Source organism: Nocardia violaceofusca NBRC 14427 (assembly GCF_963869435.1).
Lineage (GTDB): Bacteria > Actinomycetota > Actinomycetes > Mycobacteriales > Mycobacteriaceae > Nocardia > Nocardia aobensis.
In genome coordinates this window covers 353,418-375,966 of sequence record NZ_CAWMPM010000013.1, presented here as the reverse complement: position 1 = coordinate 375,966, position 22,549 = coordinate 353,418, and the positions used below count along the sequence as shown (strand labels likewise).

General features: G+C 69.4%; 18 protein-coding genes. 5 read left to right on the top strand and 13 right to left on the bottom strand.

Translation table 11 applies throughout. The features are described from left to right. Positions 1-23: 23 nt before the first annotated feature. From AC5592_RS13660 to AC5592_RS13645, 4 genes are all read right to left on the bottom strand, one after another. Positions 24-1,103 carry a 2-oxoacid:ferredoxin oxidoreductase subunit beta gene (locus tag AC5592_RS13660; RefSeq protein ID WP_063064364.1) on the bottom strand — a complete coding sequence of 360 codons (1,080 nt, stop codon included), beginning with the start codon at positions 1,101-1,103 and terminating at the stop codon, positions 24-26. Then, positions 1,100-3,052: a 2-oxoacid:acceptor oxidoreductase subunit alpha gene (locus tag AC5592_RS13655; RefSeq protein ID WP_063064363.1), complete on the bottom strand. Its 1,953-nt coding sequence runs from the start codon at positions 3,050-3,052 to the stop codon at positions 1,100-1,102. Before AC5592_RS13655 ends, AC5592_RS13660 begins: the two co-directional genes overlap by 4 nt. A 171-nt stretch (positions 3,053-3,223) precedes the next feature. Continuing rightward, positions 3,224-4,267 (bottom strand): Rv2578c family radical SAM protein, encoded by a 1,044-nt coding sequence (locus AC5592_RS13650; protein WP_063064362.1) that lies wholly within the window; start codon positions 4,265-4,267, stop codon positions 3,224-3,226. Between the two features lie 90 nt (positions 4,268-4,357). Next, positions 4,358-5,350, bottom strand: a complete 993-nt coding sequence (locus tag AC5592_RS13645; protein WP_036502783.1) for an NAD-dependent epimerase/dehydratase family protein — start codon at positions 5,348-5,350, stop codon at positions 4,358-4,360. A 176-nt stretch (positions 5,351-5,526) separates the two neighbouring features. Here AC5592_RS13645 and AC5592_RS13640 point away from each other — a divergent pair, with 176 nt between their 5' ends. From AC5592_RS13640 to AC5592_RS13630, 3 genes are all read left to right on the top strand, one after another. Beyond that, entirely contained in the window at positions 5,527-5,850 is a 324-nt protein-coding gene (locus AC5592_RS13640) for a type VII secretion target (RefSeq protein WP_036502785.1), read from the top strand. 3 nt (positions 5,851-5,853) lie between these two features. Then, entirely contained in the window at positions 5,854-7,527 is a 1,674-nt protein-coding gene (locus tag AC5592_RS13635; protein WP_157121821.1) for a hypothetical protein, read from the top strand. A gap of 209 nt (positions 7,528-7,736) precedes the next feature. After that, positions 7,737-8,606 carry a TIGR03619 family F420-dependent LLM class oxidoreductase gene (locus AC5592_RS13630; protein WP_063014369.1) on the top strand — a complete coding sequence of 290 codons (870 nt, stop codon included), beginning with the start codon at positions 7,737-7,739 and terminating at the stop codon, positions 8,604-8,606. A 25-nt stretch (positions 8,607-8,631) separates the two neighbouring features. Here AC5592_RS13630 and AC5592_RS13625 read toward each other — a convergent pair whose 3' ends face one another. The 3 genes from AC5592_RS13625 to hisS all read right to left on the bottom strand — a co-directional run bounded on the left by AC5592_RS13625 (position 8,632) and on the right by hisS (position 12,368). Next, positions 8,632-9,639 (bottom strand): malate dehydrogenase, encoded by a 1,008-nt coding sequence (locus tag AC5592_RS13625; RefSeq protein ID WP_063064361.1) that lies wholly within the window; start codon positions 9,637-9,639, stop codon positions 8,632-8,634. Between the two features lie 703 nt (positions 9,640-10,342). Beyond that, complete coding sequence (locus AC5592_RS13620) at positions 10,343-10,999, bottom strand: hypothetical protein (protein WP_063064360.1); 657 nt, start codon at positions 10,997-10,999, stop codon at positions 10,343-10,345. Positions 11,000-11,090: 91 nt separating this feature from the next. After that, positions 11,091-12,368, bottom strand: coding sequence for a histidine--tRNA ligase (gene hisS / locus AC5592_RS13615; RefSeq protein WP_063064359.1), 1,278 nt, complete (start codon positions 12,366-12,368; stop codon positions 11,091-11,093). A gap of 165 nt (positions 12,369-12,533) precedes the next feature. Here hisS and AC5592_RS13610 point away from each other — a divergent pair, with 165 nt between their 5' ends. Both AC5592_RS13610 and AC5592_RS13605 read left to right on the top strand, forming a co-directional pair. After that, complete coding sequence (locus AC5592_RS13610) at positions 12,534-13,400, top strand: peptidylprolyl isomerase (protein ID WP_036502797.1); 867 nt, start codon at positions 12,534-12,536, stop codon at positions 13,398-13,400. Positions 13,401-13,653: 253 nt separating this feature from the next. After that, a complete protein-coding gene (locus tag AC5592_RS13605) occupies positions 13,654-14,172 on the top strand; it encodes a hypothetical protein (protein WP_232329343.1) in 519 nt (172 codons plus the stop codon). 92 nt (positions 14,173-14,264) lie between these two features. Here AC5592_RS13605 and AC5592_RS13600 read toward each other — a convergent pair whose 3' ends face one another. The 6 genes from AC5592_RS13600 to AC5592_RS13575 are packed head-to-tail and all read right to left on the bottom strand — an operon-like array spanning position 14,265 to position 22,545. Further along, positions 14,265-14,651, bottom strand: a complete 387-nt coding sequence (locus tag AC5592_RS13600) for a DUF4913 domain-containing protein (protein WP_232329342.1) — start codon at positions 14,649-14,651, stop codon at positions 14,265-14,267. Beyond that, positions 14,648-16,480: a type IV secretory system conjugative DNA transfer family protein gene (locus tag AC5592_RS13595; RefSeq protein WP_063064358.1), complete on the bottom strand. Its 1,833-nt coding sequence runs from the start codon at positions 16,478-16,480 to the stop codon at positions 14,648-14,650. Before AC5592_RS13595 ends, AC5592_RS13600 begins: the two co-directional genes overlap by 4 nt. A 36-nt stretch (positions 16,481-16,516) precedes the next feature. Further along, the gene (locus AC5592_RS13590; protein WP_232329341.1) at positions 16,517-17,137 is read right to left on the bottom strand and encodes a hypothetical protein; all 621 of its coding nucleotides are present in this window, start codon (positions 17,135-17,137) and stop codon (positions 16,517-16,519) included. After that, entirely contained in the window at positions 17,134-18,837 is a 1,704-nt protein-coding gene (locus AC5592_RS13585; RefSeq protein ID WP_036502805.1) for a peptidoglycan DD-metalloendopeptidase family protein, read from the bottom strand. Before AC5592_RS13585 ends, AC5592_RS13590 begins: the two co-directional genes overlap by 4 nt. 10 nt (positions 18,838-18,847) lie before the next feature. After that, complete coding sequence (locus AC5592_RS13580; protein WP_227463133.1) at positions 18,848-19,117, bottom strand: transposase; 270 nt, start codon at positions 19,115-19,117, stop codon at positions 18,848-18,850. Between the two features lie 35 nt (positions 19,118-19,152). After that, a complete protein-coding gene (locus AC5592_RS13575) occupies positions 19,153-22,545 on the bottom strand; it encodes a hypothetical protein (protein ID WP_232329340.1) in 3,393 nt (1,130 codons plus the stop codon). Positions 22,546-22,549: the final 4 nt, after the last annotated feature.

Below are 22,549 nucleotides of genomic sequence, written 5' to 3'. Positions count from 1 at the left end.
TTGCGGGCCGCCGGTCCCTTCGATCAGCCGACGGTCCAGGTCTCGCGGCCGTTGAGCAGGTTTTGCAGCGACCGCGGTCCGACCGGTGCGCGTTCGACAGCCACCGCGGTCTGCGCCCGGACCCCGTCGTCGTAGGTGGGGCGGGTGACGTCGCGGAAGACGCCGATCGGGACGTGGGTCAGATCCTGGGAGGTCAACCGCGAGAGCGCATAGGCGTATTCGGACCGTTCGCACCGGGCGTCGTGCACCACGATCTCACTCTCGGCGACCTCCGACGAAGCGACCACCTCGAGCCCGAAACCGTTGCGCACCACGGCGAATTCGCCGTCCGCGCCGAAGCGGATCGGTTCCCCGTGCCGCAAGCGGATCAGGTGGGATTCGGCGTTGTCGCGGCGCAGCGCGTCGAAGGAGCCGTCGTTGAAGATCGGGCAATCCTGCAGGATCTCCACGAACGAGGTGCCGCGGTGCTCGGCCGCGGCGCGCAGCACCTCGGTGAGGCCGGCGCGGTCGGAGTCGAGGGCACGCGCGGCGAAACTCGCCTCGGCTCCCAGCGCCACCGACAACGTATTGAACGGGTGGTCGATCGAGCCGAGCGGCGTCGACTTGGTCACCTTCCCCGGTTCGGAGGTCGGTGAGTACTGGCCCTTGGTCAGGCCGTAGATCCGGTTGTTGAACAGCAGGATCGTCATGTTCACGTTGCGGCGCAGCGCGTGGATCAGGTGATTGCCGCCGATCGAGAGGGCGTCACCGTCGCCGGTGACGACCCAGACCGACAGATCCGGCCTGGTCACCGCGAGTCCGGTGGCAATCGCCGGGGCACGGCCGTGAATGGAGTGGATGCCGTAGGCGTCCAGGTAGTACGGGAACCGGCTGGAACATCCGATGCCTGAGACGAACATCAGGTTTTCCCGTCGCAGGCCCAGCTCGGCGAGGAAACCGCGCACGGTCGCGAGAATGACGTAGTCACCGCATCCGGGGCACCAGCGCACCTCCTGATCGGAGGTGAAGTCCTTGACCTTCTGCGGCCCGTCCGCGCCGGGTACTCCGGAGACGCCGGACAGGCCGAGATCGGCGCCGATGAGCGAGGTGTCGATGATGGTCATCGGTATCCCCCTGTCGTGCGATAGGTCGCCCGGGCCCGGGCATCGAAGGCCTTGTTCTGTTCCAGCTCGCCGATGGATCCGTCCAGCGCCGCGTCGATCACGCCGACCAGCTCCTGTGCGGAGAAGGCGGTCCCGGCCACCTTCGTCCACGGCTGCACGTCGACCAGATATCTGCCGCGCAGCAACAGCGCCAGCTGGCCGCCGTTCATCTCCGGCGCGACCACCCGGCGATAGCGCCGTAACACCTCGCCGGTGTTGGCGGGCAGCGGGTTGAGGTGGCGCAGATGCGCTTGCGCGACCGGTACGCCGCGGCGGCGCGCCCGCCGGCACGCCTCGCCGATCGGGCCGTAGGAGCTGCCCCAGCCGATCAGCAGCAGCTCGGCGGTGCCGTCGGGATCGTCGACCTCGAGGTCGGGCACCGCGATGCCGTCGATCTTCGCCTGACGCAAGCGGACCATCAGTTCGTGGTTGGCCGGATCGTAGGAGATGTTGCCACTGCCGTCGGCCTTCTCCAGGCCGCCGATCCGGTGAGCGAGGCCGGCGGTTCCGGGCCTGGCCAGCGGCCTGGCAAGGGTTTCCGGATCGCGCGCGTAGGGCTGGAACGAGTGTCCGTCCGCGGCGTCCTCTTCGGCCGGTGGTTCGAATGCCGGGTCGATCGGCTCGAGGTCGCTGACCCGTGGGATCGACCACGGCTCGGAGCCGTTGGCGATGGCACCGTCGGACAGCAGCAGTACCGGGGTGCGGTAGGTGAGCGCGATGCGCGCCGCGTCCACCGCGGCCGCGAAACAGTCCGCCGGCGACCGCGGCGCCACCACGGCGACGGGCGATTCACCGTTGCGCCCGTACAGCGCCTGGAGCAGATCGGCCTGTTCGGTCTTGGTGGGCAGGCCGGTCGAGGGGCCGCCGCGCTGGACGTCGATGATCACCAGCGGCAGTTCCGTCATCACCGCCAAGCCGATGGTCTCGCTTTTCAGCGCCAGCCCGGGACCCGAGGTACTGGTCACGCCGAGCGCGCCACCGATCGAAGCACCCAGTGCCGCACCGATTCCCGCGATCTCGTCCTCGGCCTGGAAGGTGGTGACGCCGAAGTTCTTGTGCTTGCTCAGTTCGTGCAGGATGTCGGAGGCCGGAGTGATCGGATAGGTGCCGAGGAACACCGGCAGCCCGGACAGTTGCCCGGCCGCGATCACGCCGTAGGCGAGGGCGGTATTGCCGGTGATCTGCCGGTAGGTGCCCGGCGGCAGCGCGGCGGGCGCGACTTCGTAGGTGGTGGCGAAGGTTTCGGTCGTCTCGCCGTAGTTCCAGCCGGCCCGGAACGCCAGCACGTTCGCCTCGCCGATTTCCGGTGTGGCGGCGAACTTCTCGCGCATGAAGGCTTCGGTACCGCCGAGCGGGCGGCCGTACATCCACGACAGCAGCCCCAGGGCGAACATGTTCTTCGCGCGCTGGCCGTCCTTCTTGCCGACCCCGGCCGGTTCGGTGGCGGTCAGGGTCAGCGACGTCATCGGCACCCGGTGCACCACGAAGTCACCGAGACTGTCGTCGGTCAGCGGGTCTCGTTCGTAGCCGACCTTCGCGAGGGTGCGTTTGGTGAATTCGTCGGTATTGACGATGACCGTCGCGCCTCGGGCGAGATCGTCGATGTTCGCCTTGAGCGCGGCCGGATTCATGGCCACCAGCACGTCGGGCTGATCGCCGGCGGTGAGGATGTCGTAGTCGGCGATCTGGATCTGGAACGACGACACCCCGGGGAGTGTGCCCTGGGGTGCGCGGATCTCGGCCGGAAAATTCGGCTGGGTGGCGAGGTCGTTGCCGAAGGCGGCCGCCTCGTGGGTGAATCGGTCTCCGGTCAGCTGCATACCGTCGCCGGAATCACCGGCGAAGCGGATGACGACCTTCTCCAATTTTTCGCTGCCGGTGGGGCCGTCAACGCCCTGATTCGACACCATGCGCCTGCATCACTTCCTCGTAGGGATGAGGTACCACACGCCAAGTTACTCCGCGGCTCGCCGGAGAATTCGTGGAACGAACAACCCGGCGAGCATGCGGTACAACGAATTTCGGCCGCGAGCGACCGGGCCCCCAGGGGCCGGTGGGTCCGCCGGTATCCGGCGGAGCGATCAACCGAACAACGCCAACTGCGGGTCGGACCGTATTGCCTGTACGTCACCGTCCGGCTCGGAGGGGCCCGCGGCCCGGCCCCGCGCCGGTAGGCCCCGGTGCCGATCGAGCCGATACCGGGCCAGCAGCGGATCCACTCGCTGCCGTAACCACGCAGAGTACTCCGGTGTGACGTACGCCCCACGACCGTACAACTGCCGGTATCGCCGCAGCAGCGCCGGGTGATGTTCGGCCAGCCATTGCAGGAACCAGCCCCGGGTACTTCCGCGCAGATGCATGGGCAGCACGGTGGCCCGCGCCCCGCCCGACGCCGCGATCGCGCCGAACAATCGGTCCAGATGGTCGAGGTCGTCGGTGAGATACGGGATGACGGGAGCCACCATCACATGCACGTCGAATCCGGCCTCGGCCAGCGACCGCACCAGTTCCAGCCGCGCCCGGGGGCCGGGCGTACCCGGCTCGACCGCGCGATGCAGGTCCTCGTCGACCGTCGCGATCGACACCGCCAGGCTCACCGGGACGACCCGGGCCGATTCCACCAGCAGCGGCAGGTCCCGCCGCAGCAGCGTGCCCTTGGTGAGAATGGAGAAGGGTGTCTCCGCGTCGGTGAGGGCGGCGATGATCCCCGGCATCAGGCGATAACGCCCCTCGGCCCGCTGATAGGGATCGGTGTTGGTGCCCAGCGCGACCGGGTCGCGCCGCCACGAACGGCGGCGCAATTCCTGGCGCAGCACCGCGGCCACGTTCGTCTTCACCACGATCTGGGTGTCGAAATCACGCCCGGCGTCCAGGTCCAGATATTCGTGGGTGGGGCGGGCGAAGCAGTACCTGCAGGCGTGTGAACAGCCGCGCATCGGATTGATCGTCCATTCGAACGGCACCGCCGAACGCTGCGGCACCTTGTTCAGCGCACTCTTGCACAGCACTTCGTGGAAGGTGACGCCCTCGAAGTCCGGCGTCTGCACGCTGCGGACGAATCCGGCACGCTCCAGCCCTGGGAGCGCGCCGTCATCGGCTGCCGGGTTCTGGTTCTGCCATCGCACCCGTCCAGTCGAACACCCGTTCGATTCGATGTCAAGGACCGCGCCGCACACGCACCCCCTCCATGCCGCGGCGCCGGCCGGAACAACCCGTCAGGCCATACTGCTCGCGACCGTGCGCACCGACTCACCCTTGTAGAAGGCCACCAGGTCACGCACGGTTTCCTCGGTCGGCCGGGGCAGGTAGCCGAGTTCGGTCCGCGCCTTGGTCCCGTCGATCTCGGGTGCCGACAGCAGCGCTCCCATCGCCGCCCGCGACACCCGGTCGCTGCCCAGCATCTTCCCGATCGGTTCCAGCACCGGCAGTGCCCCGGAGATCACCTTGGCCGGAATGGCGAAGCGCGGGCCCCGCTTCCCGTTGACCTGGGCGGCGAGCTGGGTGACCTCGAGCATCGTCACCATCGCCCCGGAAAGCAGATAGTTCTCTCCGGTGCGCCCGCGCTCGCCGGCGAGAATCAGGCCGGTGGCGACGTCACGCACGTCGACCAGATCGAATCCGCCGCCGATCATCACCGGCACCCGTCCGCGCGCGGCATCCCACAGCGTCGTGTTGATCCGGGAGTCGGAGTGGTCGACCGGCCCGTAGACGCCGGTCGGATTGCAGATCACGGCGTCCAGCCCCCGGTCGACGACCGCACGCAATTCGACCTCGCCCTGGAACTTGGAGCGGTCGTAAACGGGCAACGCCGGATCGACCGAGCGCGGCGCGTTCTCGTCGATGCGGCCGCCGCAGCTGTACTGATCGAAGGCGTGGATCGAACTGGCGTGCACCATGCGCCGGGCGCCGACCGCCAGCGCGGCTTCGGCCACCACACGCACACCTTCGGTGTTCACCCGCCAGGCCAGGTCGTTGCGATGCGCGAGAGTGATCACGGCGACCAGGTGGTAGACCACCTCCGCCCCGGCCAGAGCCGAACGCATCGATGCCGGGTCCAGCACGTCGCCGCTCACCCAGGTCACACTCGGATCCGTTGCGCCGGAGGGCCGAACCCGGTCGATGGCGGTCACTTCGTGACCGCGCTCCACCAGCTGGTGAAGCAGATTCGTGCCAAGGAAGCCGGCTGCGCCGGTGACTGCGACCTTCATGCGACGAGAATATAGAACCCGTTCTAATTTGCAACAAGTTCTAGTTTGTCGGACTCGAATCGCGTCGGCCGGGTCGGTTATATTGAGGCCAGCCCAGCCTCCGGTCGACGCCCGGTCGCCGAGGCTTGTTCGACGTTGACGACTGAGTTGACCACGATGATTGGGGGGCAAGTTCGATGAGCGATCTCACCGCCGACCAGAGCGCGATCAGCGCGTTCGGGGCGACACATCAGAGCATCGGAACCGAAATCGCCGGCGCGGCCGATATGGACACCGCGACGCACGTAGCCGCGATGACGCCCGTTTTCGGGCTCATCGGCGCCGACTACCTGGCGATGTTCGCGGCGGCGCAGGTCCTGCATTGCAGCGATGTCAACGACCTGTCGGCCAAATGTAATCACTTGGGGCAGTCCGCATTCGGCACCGTCGCGATCCTCGGCGACAACGACGCAGCCGCCGCCGGCGCCCTGGGCGCCATCGGCAACGCGATCGGAGGCTGATCGGTGCACACCATCGGTTCCGGTACCGACAGCGGCGTCATCGCCGCCCCGGCCGCGCCCGCCGCCGACACTTCACCGATCGCGCCCGCCGCACCGGCCTCCCTTCCGGACGACACGCTCGCCTCGGCCGCACAGCAGGGCCCGATCACCGATATCTCACTGCCGCAGCTGCCGCCGGATACACCGCCCGCCTCGGCACCGGCCTTCACCACCGCGCGGAAAGAGTTCGAGGACAACGGTTCCCACGGAATCGGCGCTCCGCACCTGCCCGGCGGGGGTTCCGGCGCCCCCGATGCCGGTGACGGCCACGCCGGAGTGCTCGGCGACGCCGCGTCGCCGTTGCTCGGCGCCGGCCACGACGTGTTGCATCAGGCCGCCGGTGCGCTCGGCGCAGTACCCGGCGCGCAGCACGTGCTCGACGGCGCCCAGGCCGCACTGAATCAGGCGCCCGCCGCACTCGACGGTGCCGCCGGTGCGGTCCAGCAGGCCGCCGCCCCGGCCGCCGCGGCAGTGCCGGCGAATCTGCCGCCCATGCCGGCCGATCCGGTGGCCGCGCTGATGAGCGGTATGGCGCTGCCCGCACTGCCGGGGATCGACGTGCTGTTCAAACCTTTCCTCGACCTGCTGTCGAGTTTCGGCACCGGTGTGATGGGGGCACTGAATCCGGCCGATCTGCTCAGTCAGTCCTCGCAGGTCATCCAGAGCGCCATGCAGATCGGCATGGGTGCGATGAAGTCGGTCGAGCAGGTCTGGCAGGGCCAGTCGGCCACCAGCGCCCAGACCGCGGGCCAGCAGGTGCAGGCCCACGGTGAGGACGCCAGCCAGCGTGGCTTCGACATCTCGAAACTCACCGACGAGGCCGCGGCGGTGGTGCAGCGCGGCAACGTCCAGCTCACTCAGGTCGCCCAGTCCTTCGCGACCCAGGCCGGCGCGCTCGCTCCCGTCGCCTTCACTCCCCCGGGCCAGGCCACGCTGATCGCCGCGGCCACCGAACATCTCGGCCAGGCGGTCACGATCGTGAACGCCACCCGCGGCGAATTGGGTGGCTACACAGGCCAATTGGCGAACGTGGTCAACCAGCTCGCCGGCCAGTACGCACCGCAGGCGGCCGATGCCGCGCAGGCGGTGGCGCAGAACGTCGGGCAGCCGATCGTGGAGCAGGCCCAGAGCCTGCTGTCGGGCGGCGGCGCGGACACCCAGGCCGCCGGTCTCGGTGACCTGAGCGGCTCCGGGCTGTCGGGGACTTCGACGCATGCCAGCGCCTTCGGCGGTAACGGCGCGCACCCGGGTTCGATGAGCGGCAGTGGCGGTGGCGCGCTGAGCGGCCTCACGGGAGGACTCGGCGGCACCGCGTCCGGTGGCGGCGCGGCGGCCAAGCCCGGCCTCGGGTCCGCGGTGCCCGGCGGCCGCCCCGGGATCCCGGGGATGCCGTTCGGCCCCGGCATGCCCGGTATGCCCGGCCAGGGCACGCCCGGTTCGGGTTTCATGGGCGGCGGCACACCCGGTGCGGCCGGGCAGCGCAACGCCGACGACGATCGCGGCCGCACGGTGCAGAACTATCAGAGCCTCACCGGTAACACCGACCTCACCGGCCCGCTGGGAGAGACCACGCCCGAGGTCATCGGCCAGACCCATTCCGACGAGCTCATCAGCGATTACGAGAACGACCAGCTCTGATCGCCGCGGCACGGCAGCCGCACCATCGCACCGGAGTGGCCCGGACCGTACGGTCCGGGCCATTCCGCGTCGGGAGCCGGACTTAGAACAGGTTCATTCGACCGATCAGTGGCCGAACTCGGGACAACGCACTGCCTATCCCACTAGGATCGCCAGCACAACTAGAATCTGTTCTAGTTTCATATCGGCAACACCCGAGAGGACCACCGATGCGTTTCACCTACGCGGAGGCGATGACCGATCCGGCGCACTACGTACCGCTGGCACAGGCCGCGGAGGCGGCCGGATTCCACAGTATGACCATCGCCGACAGCGTCGCCTATCCCGCGGAGTCGGATTCGACCTACCCGTACACCCCGGACGGCAACCGGGAATTCCTCGACGGTAAGCCGTTCATCGAGGCGTTCATCCTCTCCGCGGCGCTGGCCGCGGTGACCACGACGCTGCGGTTCACGCCCTTCGTCGTGAAGCTGCCGATCCGCCCGCCGGTGCTGGTCGCCAAACAGGCCGCCTCCCTCGCCTACCTCAGCGGCAACCGGTTCTCGCTGGGCGTCGGCATCAGCCCGTGGCCCGAGGACTTCCAGATCATGGGCGTGCCGTTCGAGCGACGCGGCAAGCGCATGGACGAATGCATCGAAATCGTCCGCGGCCTCTCCCGTGGCGAGTACTTCGAATACCACGGCGAGTTCTACGACATCCCGAAGATCAAGATCACCCCGGGCGCCACCGAACCGCTGCCGATCCTGGTCGGCGGGCACAGCGATGCCGCGCTGCGACGCGCCGTGCGCCTGTGCGACGGCTGGATGCACGCCGGCGGCGATCCCGAGGATCTCGACCGCATGCTCGCCCGGCTGAACGAATTGCGTTCCGAGCGTGACGCATCCACGCCGTTCGAGATCCACGCGGCCTCGCTGGACGCCTACACCACCGACGGCATCAAGCGGCTCGAGGACAAGGGCGTCACCGATGTGATCGTCGGCTTCCGCTACCCGTACGTCGCCGGCGACGACACCGAACCGCTCGCGGACAAGATCGCGCATCTGGAGAAGTACGCGGAGAAGGTCATCGCCAAGGTGTGATCGGCAGCGCGAGCGGTCGATCGGCTCAGCCCCGCTTGGCGAAGCCGAGATCGATCACCGCCTCGCGCTCGGCCGCGAGTTCGGCGACGCTGAGATCGATACGCTCACGCGAGAATTCGCCGATTTCCAGATCCGGCACGATCGAGTACTCACCACCGGCGCACGTCACCGGGAACGAACTGATGAGCCCTTCCGGCACCCCGTAGGAGCCGTCGGAGGGCACCGCCATCGACACCCAGTCACCGGCCGCGGTGCCCAGCACCCAATCGTGGATGTGGTCGATGGCCGCACTCGCCGCACTGGCCGCCGAGGACGCTCCGCGTGCGGCGATGATCGCGGTACCGCGCTGCTGGACGGTGGGGATGAAGGTCTCGCGCACCCAGGCCGGATCGTCGATCACTCGATCGGCCGGCCGCCCGCCGATCAGCGTGTGGCTGATATCCGGATACTGCGTCGCGGAGTGGTTGCCCCACACCGTCATTCGCGTGATCGACGAGCCCGGGGCGCCACTGCGCGCCGCGAGCTGGGCGATGGCCCGGTTGTGGTCGAGGCGGGTCAGCGCGGTGAAGCGCGCCGCCGGCACGTCGGGCGCATTGCTCATGGCGATGAAGGCGTTGGTATTGGCCGGATTTCCGACCACCAGCACCTTCACATCGTCGGCCGCACTGGCGTTGATGGCGGCCCCCTGATCGGTGAAGATCGGGCCGTTGGCCGCCAGCAGATCCGAACGCTCCATCCCGGCGGTGCGCGGGCGGGCGCCGACCAGGACGGCGACCGAGGCGCCGTCGAATCCCACCCACGGATCGTCGCTGATGTCGATCGATTCGAGCAACGGGAAAGCGCCGTCCTCGAGCTCCATCGCCACCCCTTCGACGGCGCCGACGGCCGCCGGGATCTCCAGCAACCGCAGCCGCACCGGTGTCCGCGGCCCGAGCATGGCGCCGGAGGCGATGCGGAACAGCAGCCCGTAGGCAATCTGACCGGCGGCTCCGGTGACGGTGACGGTCACGGGCGTGCGGGCGGCATTGCTCACGACAACTCCTTGTTCACGAGAACTCGACGGTCGGCTTCGATCTTCACCCTAACGACCCTCACCGGCCGAAACCCGTCACCGTGAGCAACCAGACAGCTCGAGCGAATCCCTACCGTCGCGCAACCGTTTTCGGCAATCCGTCCGGCGGGCTCGCCCGCCACCTGCACACACGGAAGGGGCGCCACCCCTCCGGCGGCACCCCTTCTCGTGACAGCTCAGATGCACCAGACGACACTGCCCAAGGGGAAGCAGATCGCGACGGAACCGTCGATGTCGCTCGCCGTCGGAGAGGTACCCGATGGGGTCGCGGCAGACGCTGCGGGGGCTACGACAGCACCGAGGGCCACTGCGATGGCGGCAACCGCGGCTGCTTTGCGGAATTTGATGGTATGCATGGCGAACCCTTCGTTTTCGAACTCTCCGATCGTGAAAAACTTGCGACTCTCAGTGTTCGCTGTGCGACTCGGTATTTCCAGACATGAAAGGCGTCAAACCAGGGGTTGCGGGATACCGGTGTGGTCACAGACCTGGCCAGACGCCCAGATTCACGGTCGACGAAGTAAGCCGAGAGGTTGCCCACCGGGACGAATGCGAAACGTGCTTCCATTCACCTGTTGGCGACCCCGTTACGAAACCGTGACCACATATCGTCCGCACGGCTCCCCCAAGCGACGAACTATGCCCGATTCATCCCGAACAGCGATCAGGAGGTGATGTCGCGACTCAGCGTCGCGATATCGCTGTCGCTCAGCCGCACCGGCTGCACGATGTCGCGCGCCCGCACCAGTTGCACCGCCCGATACAGCGGCCGCTCCTCCAGCCCGGCGTCACGAGCCTCGGCCCGCAACTGCCCGACCAGCAATCCGGACAATGCCAGCGCGGCGGCCAGCTCCGCGGACGAGAGCGCGTCGGCGAGTGTGCGCAACCCCAGGATGTGCAGTTCTCGTCCGCTGCCGGCATCGGTGTACATCGCCAGCGGCACGGTCTGGGTCCGGCCACCGGCGGTGATCCGCAGCGCGATCCGGCTCAGCCGCCCCGGGTACACGAGCACCTCGACGCCCGTCGCCGCGGCGACGTCGAGCCGTCGCCGGCCCACCAGCGTCCGAGCCTCGATCACCGTGCCCGACAACCACATTCGCCGCCGCCGGACCGCCAGCGCGTAGATCGCCGTCGGCGCGCCGAGCACCCCGCCGACCACGACACCGGCCGGCCAGCTCACGACCAGCCCCACCACCACACCGACGACGACACCCGCGCCGATCGCGCCCAGCGCCAGCCGCCGCAGCATCGGCGCGTACAGCTCGGGGGCGATGAGGTCGAGGCCGACCGGTCGCGGCGCCGCGGAATTCGCGTCGTTCACGAGGCCGCGCTCATCCGCGTGCGCCGGGCCGGACCGGCCGCTGACCGGAAACCGATGCGCGCCACGGGATTCGAGACATCCTCGGACCGTACTACCGTTGCCCGGCCAGCGCCGCCGACACCTGCGCCACGACCTCGGCGAGCGGGATCTGACGCTGGTCGCCGGAGCCGAGGTCCTTCAAGCCCACCTGTTCGTCGGCCAGATCACGGTCGCCGAGGACCAGCGCGAAGGCCGCACCGGACCGGTCGGCCGCCTTCATCGCGCCCTTCACGCCGCGTCCACCGTAGGCCAGATCGACCCGGATCCCGGCCGCGCGCAGTTCGGCCGCGAGCACGACCAGCCGGGCCATCGCGGCCTCCCCCAGCGGCACGCCGAACACGTCGACCCGCGCCGGTTCGCCCGCGGCCTTACCCTCGGCCCGCAGTGCCAGCATGGTGCGGTCGACGCCGAGTCCGAACCCGATCCCGGACAGCGGCTGGCCGCCCAGTTCCGCCATCAGCCCGTCGTAGCGGCCACCGCCGCCGATACCGGACTGCGCGCCGAGGCCGTCGTGGACGAACTCGAAGGTGGTCTTGGTGTAGTAGTCCAGGCCACGCACCATGCGTGGATTGATCACGTACGGCACGCCGAGCGCGTCCAGGTGGCCCAGCACCTGCTCGAAGTGGGCCTTCGCGGAGTCGGAGAGGTGGTCGAGCATCAGCGGCGCGTCGGCGGTCAGGGCGCGGACCTCCTTGCGCTTGTCGTCGAGCACCCGCAGCGGGTTGATCTCGGCGCGCCGGCGGGTGTCCTCGTCCAGCGGCAGCGCGAACAGGAATTCCTGCAGCAGTTCCCGATACTGCGGCCGGCAGGTCTCGTCGCCGAGCGAGGTGATCTCGAGCCGGAAGCCCTCGAGTCCCAGCGACCGGAAGCCCGCGTCGGCGACGGCGATCACCTCGGCGTCCAGCGCCGGATCGTCGACGCCGATCGCCTCCACGCCCACCTGCTGCAACTGCCGGTAGCGACCGGCCTGGGGCCGCTCGTAGCGGAAGAACGGGCCGGAATAGCACAGTTTGACCGGCAGCTGGCCGCGGTCGAGTCCGTGTTCGATCACCGCCCGCATGACGCCCGCGGTGCCTTCCGGCCGCAGGGTCACACTGCGTTCGCCGCGGTCGGCGAAGGTGTACATCTCCTTGGTGACCACATCGGTCGATTCACCCACCCCGCGCGCGAACAGCGCGGTGTCCTCGAAGACCGGCAACTCCACATGCCCGTATCCGGCCAGTCGCGCGGCGCGCACGAGGCCGTCCCGTACGGCGACGAACTCCGCCGAGGCGGGCGGCACATATTCCGGAATCCCTTTCGGGGCGGTGAAGCTGCTGGTCTTGGTCACAATGGTCCAGTTTCCCCCACCCGGACACGGCAAGTCCAACCGGTTCGCCCTCCACCGAGCCGAGCTGGGCAATTGTACGGAACGATCGGGGGAAGTTAGGGGTCGTCTCAGGAAGTGATGGCACACTCTTATGCCGATAAGCAACCGACACGGGAGGACCGGGTAGTGCCGACCAACGAACAGCGACGAGCGGCGGCCAAGCGCAAGCTGGAACGCCGACTGGAGCGACAGGCGCAGCGTGCGCGCAAGCGTAAGCAGCTGGCGATCGCCGGATCGGCGCTCGGTGTGGTCGTGGTCGTCGCGGCCGGCGTCGGGATCTACTACCTGACCCGCGGCGACGACACTCCCAACGCCGCGGCGAAGACCCCCGACGCCTCGCTCTCGTCCACCCCGCAGGCCGCTGCGCCGCCGGAGGCCAAGCCGAAGACCGCGACGGTGAGCTGCTCCTACGCCGAGGGGGGTCAGGCCGCCAAACCGGTGCACAAGCCCGAGCAGACCGAGGTCTCGACCACCGGCTCCCCGAAGGTCGCCGTCGACACCAACCGCGGGCCGATCGGCATTTCGCTCAACGCGGGTGAATCCCCCTGCACGGTCAACAGTTTCGTGAGCCTGGTGCAGCAGAAGTTCTACGACGGCACCCCCTGCCACCGCCTGACCACCGGCGAGGGGCTGAAGGTGCTGCAGTGCGGCGATCCCAGCGGTCAGGGCAACGGCGGGCCGGGCTACGCCTTCCCCAACGAATACCCGACCGACCAATTCGCCCCCGGCGACCCCAACGCGCAGCGCGTTCCGGTGCAGTACAAGCGCGGCGTGGTGGCGATGGCCAACAGCGGCCCCGACACCAACGGCAGCCAGTTCTTCCTCGTCTACGGCGATTCCCAGCTCCCGCCGCAGTACACCATCTTCGGCACCGTCGACGAGGCCGGGCTGAAGACGCTCGACGCCATCGCCAAGGACGGCGTCGAGGATCCCTCGACCGGCGACGGCGCGCCGAAGCAGCCGGTCACCGTGAAGACGATGCAACTGAGCTGAGCCCCCGGCGCGGCCCCGGATCCGCCTGCGATGGACCGGATCCGGGGTTAGGCTGCCCTGCTCCGCGCTGGTAATCTCGTAGAACGGACTGCGCTGAAGGTGGGGCGCCGCCACGGCGAATCGACCGTTCGTGTGGCGGAGTCCGATACGAAGCATCAGAATCGTCCACAGAGACAACTGCAGCATCGGGGAGCAGGCAATGGCCGAGGAACTCGACGACATCGGCCGCGAGACAGCGGCTTTGATGAGGCAAATGTTGCAGCTTGCGACCCTGGTCGCACTGCGCACCCGCGAACGTGGTCAGCGCGAAGCCGAAGCGCGCGTGAAGGTCACCCAGGAGCGGGTGAAGGAGACCCGCGAGCGGTTGCTGCGCGAGGCCCGCGAAGCCAAGGCGAAGGATCCGCGCAACCTGGAACTGGCCCGGATGCTCGAGCGCCCCGCTCTGGAACGGGGTATCTCGCTGGAGAAGGGCCTGGAACACTCCCGGGTGGCGCGCGGCGCCCGCGCCGCCGCCGACCGGCAGAAGGCACGTGAACGCGAACTGACCCGCTACGACTCTCCCGAGCGGCGGCAGGCCTTGGCCGCCCATCTGTCCCGTGTCGGCGTCGCGCCGGAATTGGCGGCCGTGCGCATGCTCATGGATGTCAGTCAGGCGCAGCCGCCGCAGGCCGCGGTCCGCACCCGGCCGGAGGAACCGCCACGGGTCACCCGGGCGCGGGAACACGACGAGCGGATGCGCGAACGCGAACGCAACCGCGAACGCAACCGCTGACCAACCCGCTCACGATTGTGCCGCCGACCCCGAACGGGCGGCGGCACAATCGTTTTCGCGTCAACCAGGCAGATCGGCCTCGAGCCGGCGGATCAGGCCTTGTTCGGGTCGGCCTTGCTCGGTTCGCCGAACATGCCCTGCTGCGGCGGGGTGAGCGGGAGCGGACTGAGCATATCCTTGTGACCGTTGCGCACACTGCAGTACTTGAACGGCCCGCGCGGATCGAACAGCCTCCCCATATGCGGGTCGGCGTGGTCCAGGAACCACACGCTCATGCCCGTCTGCGGATCCTGGCGCAGGTATTCCCATGCGCGCCACAGGGCTTCGAGTCGCATCGCCGCCTCGGCGTGCTTCCACCACTCGGGGCACCACACCGTGTCGGTGAGGTCGGTGACCTGACGCCGATAGATGAGGCTGAGGTAGTTCTCCACGAACTCGACCACGTTCGAGTAGATCATGTCCTGGGGCTGGTCGTTCACAGCGGGCGAACCTCCTCGGGCTGTCCGTAGGTCGCGGGCGGCTCACCGGGCATCGACCCGCCGTCGAGGACCGTCCGCTCGCCCACGAGATCACTCATGGTGGTGCGGCGCTGCGGATCATGCTGTTCGATCGACTTGCGCACCTCGGCAGCGTACTCCCCTTCCCACCACGGCACGGTGCGCACGAGCACCGCCGGCGCACCTGAGGAGAACACCACGGCCCGCCCGCGCGGCAGGGTGGCCAATGCGTTCGGATTGAGGGTTCGCGAGGAGCCCAGCGAACGCGAATAACTCTTGCCGCCTTTGGATTCCGAGACAGACGACGAGATGGAGTCGTAGTCGCCGATCGCCTCCGAGCGGGCGGCCAGGAATGCCATATCGTCGATTCCGGGGCCGAGGACCTTGATATTGGCCGCCGCCCACAGCGCCTCCATCCCGGCCTGCCCCCAGCACCGTACGCCCTGCGCCCAGGACTGCAGCACGGTCATCACGACGATGCCGCGAGATCCGAAGTGGCTGTACTGCTTCGGCAGATCCTTCCAGCGCACGATATTGGCCGCCTCGTCCAGCACCGCGAGCAACGGAATGGACAGCCGGCCCAGGTGTTCGTGAGTCGCTTTGCGCATCGCGACGTCGACGACGGCTTCGGTGAGGGCGCTGACCAGCGGGCCCGCCGAACCGCGTCCCTCCAGCGACAGGCAGTACAGCGTCGAATTCCGGTCCAGGAAATCCCATTCGTCGAACTGGTAGCGGTCACCGCCGGGGGTGACCCACTGGTGCACGTTCGACAGTTTCAGGCAGCGCACCATCTTCTTCGCGGTGCCGAAGATGCTGTCGCGGACGCGTTCGGCGGTGTTGTACTGCTGCGCCAGGCCGGAGGCGACCAGGTGGTGGCTCGCGGCGCGCAACAACTGCACCGATTCGGTATTGCTCGGATCGGTCACCCACTCCCACACCTGGGTGATCGGCCGGTTCGCCACGGCCGCGGCGAGGAACAGACCGGCGAGCAGATCTTCGGCCTCCGGGTCGAAGTAGCTGTCGGGAGTGCCGTCGCTGTCCTCGGCATCGGCGAAGTGGCCGGCCAGCCGGGCCGCGCGCATCTCACAGCCCTCGTGCCGGGCGTCGACCCAGCCCAGCGGATCCCAGTACCAGGTGGCGTGCGTCTCACCCGCGACACCCTGCGGGTCGAAGACGAAGGCACGAGACCCCTTACCCTCCCGCACATCTCGGGTCGCATCGACCACATCGCGCTTGTTGGAGGTGACCAGCACCGGGCCGATCGCCGACAGGATCGCCGGAATCACCCGAGAGGTCGTCTTACCCTGGCGCGGACCCCAGATGTCGAGATGCAGATCCTCGTAGGAGCCGAACAGCATCACACCGTCTATCACCCCGACACCGATCGGCACGCCGGGCGAATCCTCGTAGCCGAGCCGCACGCCCAGTTGCCGGGCCTTGTCCCGGACCCCGGCCTCGGTGAGTGCCGCGATCGCGCCGCCGCTGCCCATGTACTGGGCCTTGTCGTCGACGGGCAGCTTCCCGCGGCTGCGGCGCTTCTTCATCTCCCGCCGCACGAACACGATGCCGGCGACGACCAGCACGACGAGCAGCACGATCACCGTCGAGGCGGTCGGCCACTCCAGTTGTCCGCGGGCGATCTTCGCGATGCAGGCGATCGGGTTGATCGGTACGTCCTGGGGCACCGTCGACAGCTTGTTGCCCAGGTGCAGGGCGACCCAGAGGGTGCCGACCACCGCGAAACCGATGTAGATCAGATACAGGGCGAGGTCCGGTCCCGGATCGGCCGGGTCCTTCACCTTCTTCGCCATCTCGCCTCCTGAGGTGACCGAGTATGTGGCCGTGGCTCAACGGAATCCGTCGAGCCGCCAGCCGTCGGGGGTGCGGACGACGGTGGCGATCACCGTCGTGGGGGGTAGCGTCTCGCGGGAACCGTCGGAGTGCACGGCGGTCTGCTCGATACCGATTTTGAACTGCTGGTGGTCCGAATCGCCGTTGCCCGGGGCCTGTTCGCCGGAGGCGAAGGTGAAGGCCTCCACGCGCACGCCCGAACGCCCCCATTCGGCCCAGCGCAGTGTCGGTTTCGGAGTCTCCTGGCCCGGCGGCGCGTCGAGTGTGCGAAGCAGGCTGGGGCCCAGCCACTTCCGCGCCCGGGCCAGCGACGCTCCCTGCGCCTCGGTAGCCGGATACCAGGTGAAGATCTCGCGCAAGGCGGCGACGGCGACACCGTCGGGAGTGCCGGGATCGGGTGCCGGAGCGGCCTCGAGCTGACGCGGCGTCGACGTGGCCGACGCCGGTGGTCCGGCCTGCTCGGACCCTCCCGCGCAGCCGGACAGCAGTGCGACGCTCACCACCAGCATCACCACCAGGTTCGCGTAGACGGCCCGTGCCGTAGGTCGGCGGCCCGGCGCCCGGAACGCCGGGCGCTGTTTCCAGGTTATCGGTCCCGCACCGCGTCGTGTCGTCACAACACCCTCCGTAACCGCGCGTCACCGGGGACGGGCGCCTCGCTCACGCCCGAGGGGTCGGCGGCACGAATCATCCGGCCGTCGCCGGCGTAGATGCCGACCTCGGCCGGGCCGCGCAACCCGAAGCGGGAGAACACCAGATCGCCCGGCTGGGCGTTGCGCATCGGCACCTCGGCCCCCGCCTCCCACTGTTGTTCCGCGGTCTGCGGCAACGTCTTCGCGCCCGAGGAGGCCGCGAACACCGCGGCCGAGGTCAGGCCCGGACCGTCGAGTCCACCGCCGGTCGGCCCCTGCGGACCACCGCCACCCCACACGTACGGGGTGCCCTTCCACTGCTGGGCCGCGGCGAGGATGTCGGCGCCCGCCGAACCGTGGCCGGGCTGGAATCGGCCCATCGATCCGGGCGCCCGGTACTGCGCCTCCATGGCGAGGATATTCGTGACGTAGGGCCGGGTTTCGGAGAAGTGCGCGGCCACCTGATTGGGCATTCCACCCGAGGCGAGGACCGCACCCTCGCCGGCGTTGTAGGCGGCCAGCGACAGCGGCACCACATCGCCGTGCACCTTGCCCTCGCCGATCCACCGCTCGACCTGATGGGCGATCGAACACATGTAACGCCCCTGGGCGATGATCGCGTCGCCGTCGTCCCACAGGCTGGCCTGCCCGTTGCCGTCGGCGTCGAGCAGGTACGGGCGCCCGTCGTCGGGATCGGTGGCCCGGGCCGTGGTGGGCAGGAATTGGGCCAGTCCCTCGGCGCCGGCGGGCGAGGTGAGCCCGCGCTGGAATCCGGATTCCTGACGGCCCTGCGCCGCCAGCACCGAGGCGGTGATCTCCGGGCACAGCGAACCCGCGCGGCGATACCAGATTTCGAGCTCCGGCGGCACCTTGCCGTCGGCGAGTGCACCGCCGGCGCTGCCGAATCCCCGGCTGCACAGCGGGTTCGCCGAATACGGGAACGCGCCACCGCCGCTGGGCGTCAACGCGCCGTCGAGCCACGGCAGCGGATCGATCTGATGCCCGCCCGTCAGGCGCCCGCCGGGCACGATCTCGAAATGCAGGTGCGGACCGGTGGATTCGCCCGCCGATCCGACCGCGCCGACCTCCTGACCGGCTCGCACCCGCTGACCGACCCGCACCTTCACCCCGCTCGCCCACTCGTGGCCGTAGACGGCGGAGAAGGGGCGGCCGTTGACGTCGACGGAGTCGATCACGATCCAGTTGCCGAAACCCGAGGCGGGACCGGCGGCGACGACGACACCGTCCGCCACCGCGAACTCCGGGGTGCCGTCCGGCGCGGCCAGATCCACGCCGAGATGGGTGCCGCCACGGGCGCCGAACGTGTCCGACACCGTGAAGGATCCGCCCGGCAGCGGCCAGGTGCGCCGGATCGGCGCGATTCCCGCGGCCAGCGACGGCGCGCCCGTCACACTCGGATTCGCCTGTGCCGCGGGAATATCCGCCACACCGGGGGTTGCCGTCGTCGAGCCGCGCGGGTCGGTAGTCGCGGTCGGTGTGGTGGAACCCGACTCCGGCGCCCGCGCCGCCCACGGCGCGCCGGAGGTGTCCGGCAGTCCCGAACCGGGCGTGGTCGGCTGATCGGCGCACGGATCCTCCGAGGAGGGCAGCACGATCACCACCACGAGAGTGATCAGAGAGACGACACCGCCGAGCACGAGGGCGGTGAGGGTTCTCGCGTTCACCGCGCACCCGTCATGTCGCGCGGCGAGTTTCGTTCAGGGTTTCCACCAGGGTGCGATTCATTTCCGCCGCGGCCGCCAACTGCTGTTGCAGCAGCGCCACTTTGCGGCGCAGGGCCACGGCGTCCATCCGTTCCAGGCTGGGCCCCTCCGCGGCACGCACCCAGTTGCGCACCGAATTGGTGTGCACGCCGATCTGTTCGGCGACGACCCGGCAGGCCTCCGACTCGCTGCGCAGTTTGTCGGTGAGCGCGACGACCTGTTCCACCGCCGCCTTCCGCACCTGCGGCGACACTCTCCGGTATGACCTGTGCGGCATCACGCGGCACTCCCCTCGTCGCCCCGCCGGGCCGTGGATTCGGTGAATTCGCTGAAACGCTGGTTGGTCTCGTGGATTCCGCTCTCTTTTTCCGACACGGTGAACTCCATGTGGAACGGGATACCGGGGCGGCGATCCTCACCGATCTTGAGCAGGAACTTTCCCGTGCCGGGCGCGGGCGGGCGGGCCTGCCCCGGTTTGAGCGCCTCACCTGTCAGCGCCTGCGGGGCCGACCAGCTGGTGACCATCTCCTCCTCGGCGGAGGTGAACGGGATCGTCGAGTCCAGGCGGTTGATCTCCTCGGGGGGCAGCGCGCCGAAGATCTTGGCGCGCGCGCGTTCCAGAAAGCCCAGCGCCTTGGCGATCGCGGCCTCGGATCCGAGCGATTGCAGGTCCTTGATGGTGTGGCTGATCATGATCAGCGAGGTCGCCATGCCGCGCTGCAGTCGGGTCAGTTCGTCGACGCGGTCGACCATGAAGTCACCGAGTCCCAGCACCTGCCACAGCTCGTCCATGACGACCTGGAAGTACCGCTGCGGCCCCAGTTTGCCGTCGGCGAGGACGTGCGCGGCCTCCACCGACGCGAACCCGTCGGCCCAGCAGGCCAGCATCACACCGGCTTTGAGCTTCTTGTCCCCGGTCGGGATGTGCGAGACGTCGATGCAGACCGCCACCGAGGAGGTGTCGATCGGCGTGGTGGTCTGACCGTTGAAGACCGCACCGAACGGCCCCTGGGTCAGCGCCCGCAGCGACCGCCGCAAGCCCTTGGTGGCCTCGTGGTACTCCTCGGTGTTGTCGGCGCCGGCGTCGAGCATCAGCTCCTGGCCGCCGCCGACCACCACCTCGAGCAGATCCTCCATGATGGGCGGTGATTCCGGCGCGAAGCCACTGCCTTCGCGGTACAGGATGCGCAGCGCGGTGGAGATCAAGGTCTCCTCGTAGTCGCGCACGCGGGCGCCACGCACGAGTTCGACCAGACCGGCGATCAACGTGACCTGGCGGGCCCGCAGTTCCTGGGTCACCTGCAACTGCAACTGGGGGAGGTCGTCCAGCAACGGGACGATCGAGCCGAGCACACCACCCGCGAGCGGATTCAGTTTGCCGTGCCCGTAGCCGAGGTCGATGACCTGGCCACCGACCATCTCCACCAGCTTGCGGTAGTCCGGTTTCACATCGGCCAGGATCAGCGGCGTGATCCCCTGGGCGACACCGCCGAGCACGATGCGGCGCACCAGCGAGGATTTACCGAAACCGTTGAGCCCCAGCACGAACAGGCTGGGCGCGGTGATGAAGCTGCCGCGCATGAACCAGTTCATGGGGTCGAAGCACACCGGCGCGCCGGTGTGCAGATGCGAGCCGAGCGGGGTGCCGATCAGCGGTGCGCCGGCGCCGACCGACCACGGCCACAGGCCGGCGACCTGCGCAGTGGTGGCGCGGTATTCGACGGGGCGGCCCACCACGTTCATCCGGCCGCCGCCGGCTCCGACGTAACCGCGATCGGTCAATTGTGCCGTGCCACGGTCGAATCCGTCCTCGACGACCGATTCGATGCGGGCCGCGGCGTTGACGCGGCGCAGGTCGTCGGTGCGGATCCGGAACGCCGCCCACGCGGCGCGCAATCCGGCGCCCTCGCGGGCCACCGCCTCCAGCCGCGCCCGGGCCGCATCGTCGAGCAGGGGCGGGCCCTGATTCTTCTTCTTGACCGGTTTGCTGCGCCGATCCCGCCGGTTGCCCGCCTCGGCATCCGCTCGGGACGCTCGCGACAGCTGTTCGTAGGAGGCCATTTTCGAGCCGTTGCGATCACGCAGCGTGCGCTGACCCCGGCCCGTGCGCCGGGTGGGCGGCGTCTCCGTGCGCCGGCGCGCCGTTCCTGCGCCGTATTCGGTACGCGTACTCCGCCGCGGCGCCGGCTCGTAGTCGCCGGTCATGTAGCGCCCTCCGCGCGTCTCGGGCGATACCTGGTCGAATCCGGCCGGCAGCTCGGCCGATTGCGGGGTGCCATGCGCATAGGACATCTCTCGATCGTCGGGCCGGTCCTCCGGCCCGCCCACCCGGCGCCGGGTACGTGCCCCGGCCGAATTGTCGTGCGCCGCATCGTCGTCGGCGCCGCGTGACGTGGCAGTCGGCTCACCGCCGGAGCGGGCCGCGATCCCGTCGTCGGCGGAGACGCCGCCGGCCGCCTCGGCTGGACCGCTCGCACGGGAACGCACGGAGTCGGCGCTGTCCGCGAAGCCGCCAACGGGCGAGTCGCCCCGCTCGGCCTCCTCGGCCCGCGCGGCGCGGTCGCCGTCCACGAGATCCGCACCCTGGTCCGGCGAGTCGTGGTGGCTCGGCACCGGCCGCGTCGCGGTCGGCGAGTTCGCGTCGCCCGGCGTGGACCGGGGCGCACCGGCCCCCTGCCGTCGAGGGCCGCTCGTTGTCGGCGGGGTATCCGTATCGCGCTCGGCCCCATGGCTTTCGCGATCTGCGCTGTCCTCCACGCCCGCGATCCGGCTGCTGGTTCGCGGCGCCGTCGCGCCGGTCGTCGCGACGTCGTTGCCCGTCCCGGTGTTCTCCGGCAACGCCCTTCGCGGCGCTGCACTGCCGTCCGATCCGGCAGCACGGCGCGGGTGCGTGCTCGACCGTTCGGCTTCCCGGCCGTCGGCCGACCGGTCGCGTGCCGACTGCGACGTCGTCCGGCCGCCCCGGTTCCGCTCGGACTCGATCGCGTCCCCGCCCGCACGGCCGCGGGCGCCACTCGCATCGCCTGCCCCGCGACGGTTCTCGTCGCGCCCGACCGATCCGTCCCGGTCGCCGTTCGCCGGACGCCTGCGGCCCGGCTCCGGCTCGGCCCGCCGCATCGAACGCTCACCGGCGGATCCGGGCCTCGCCGCATCGTCACCGCGCCGGCGTGGGCTTCCCGAGCCGCGCTCGTCGGAGATCCGCTCACCTCCCGGACGCCGTTGTGGCGCATCGTATTCGGTATTCCGCGCGGAACGAGCACCCTCGCCCGCACCCGATTCGGGCGCGGGGCGGCGTTCGGCCTCCCGCCGGGGAGCCGCGGCGCCTCGGGTGCGTCCCGCACCGTCGACACCGGCTCCGGTGCGCGAATGCCCCGTCGCACGCCCACCGTGTTCCGGCGGCGCGGCGGCGTCCGGGCGAGCGTGTTCGCCCTCCTCGCGTCGCGCCCGCCGCCGCGCCGGGCGCAGCGGTACGTCGTCCCAATCAGCAGGTGCGCCACCGTATTCCGAGCGGGGCAGGCCGGGCGCGTAGGCCTCGATGCCCCACTCGTCGTCGTGGGCCGTCCGCGTGCGCGGCCGGGCCTGGACCGGGTTCTCCGGATCCACCACCCGCTCGCTGTAGCGCGGGGGTTCGCCCCGGTAGCGGACCGGTGGCTCGTGCTCACCTGCCATCTGC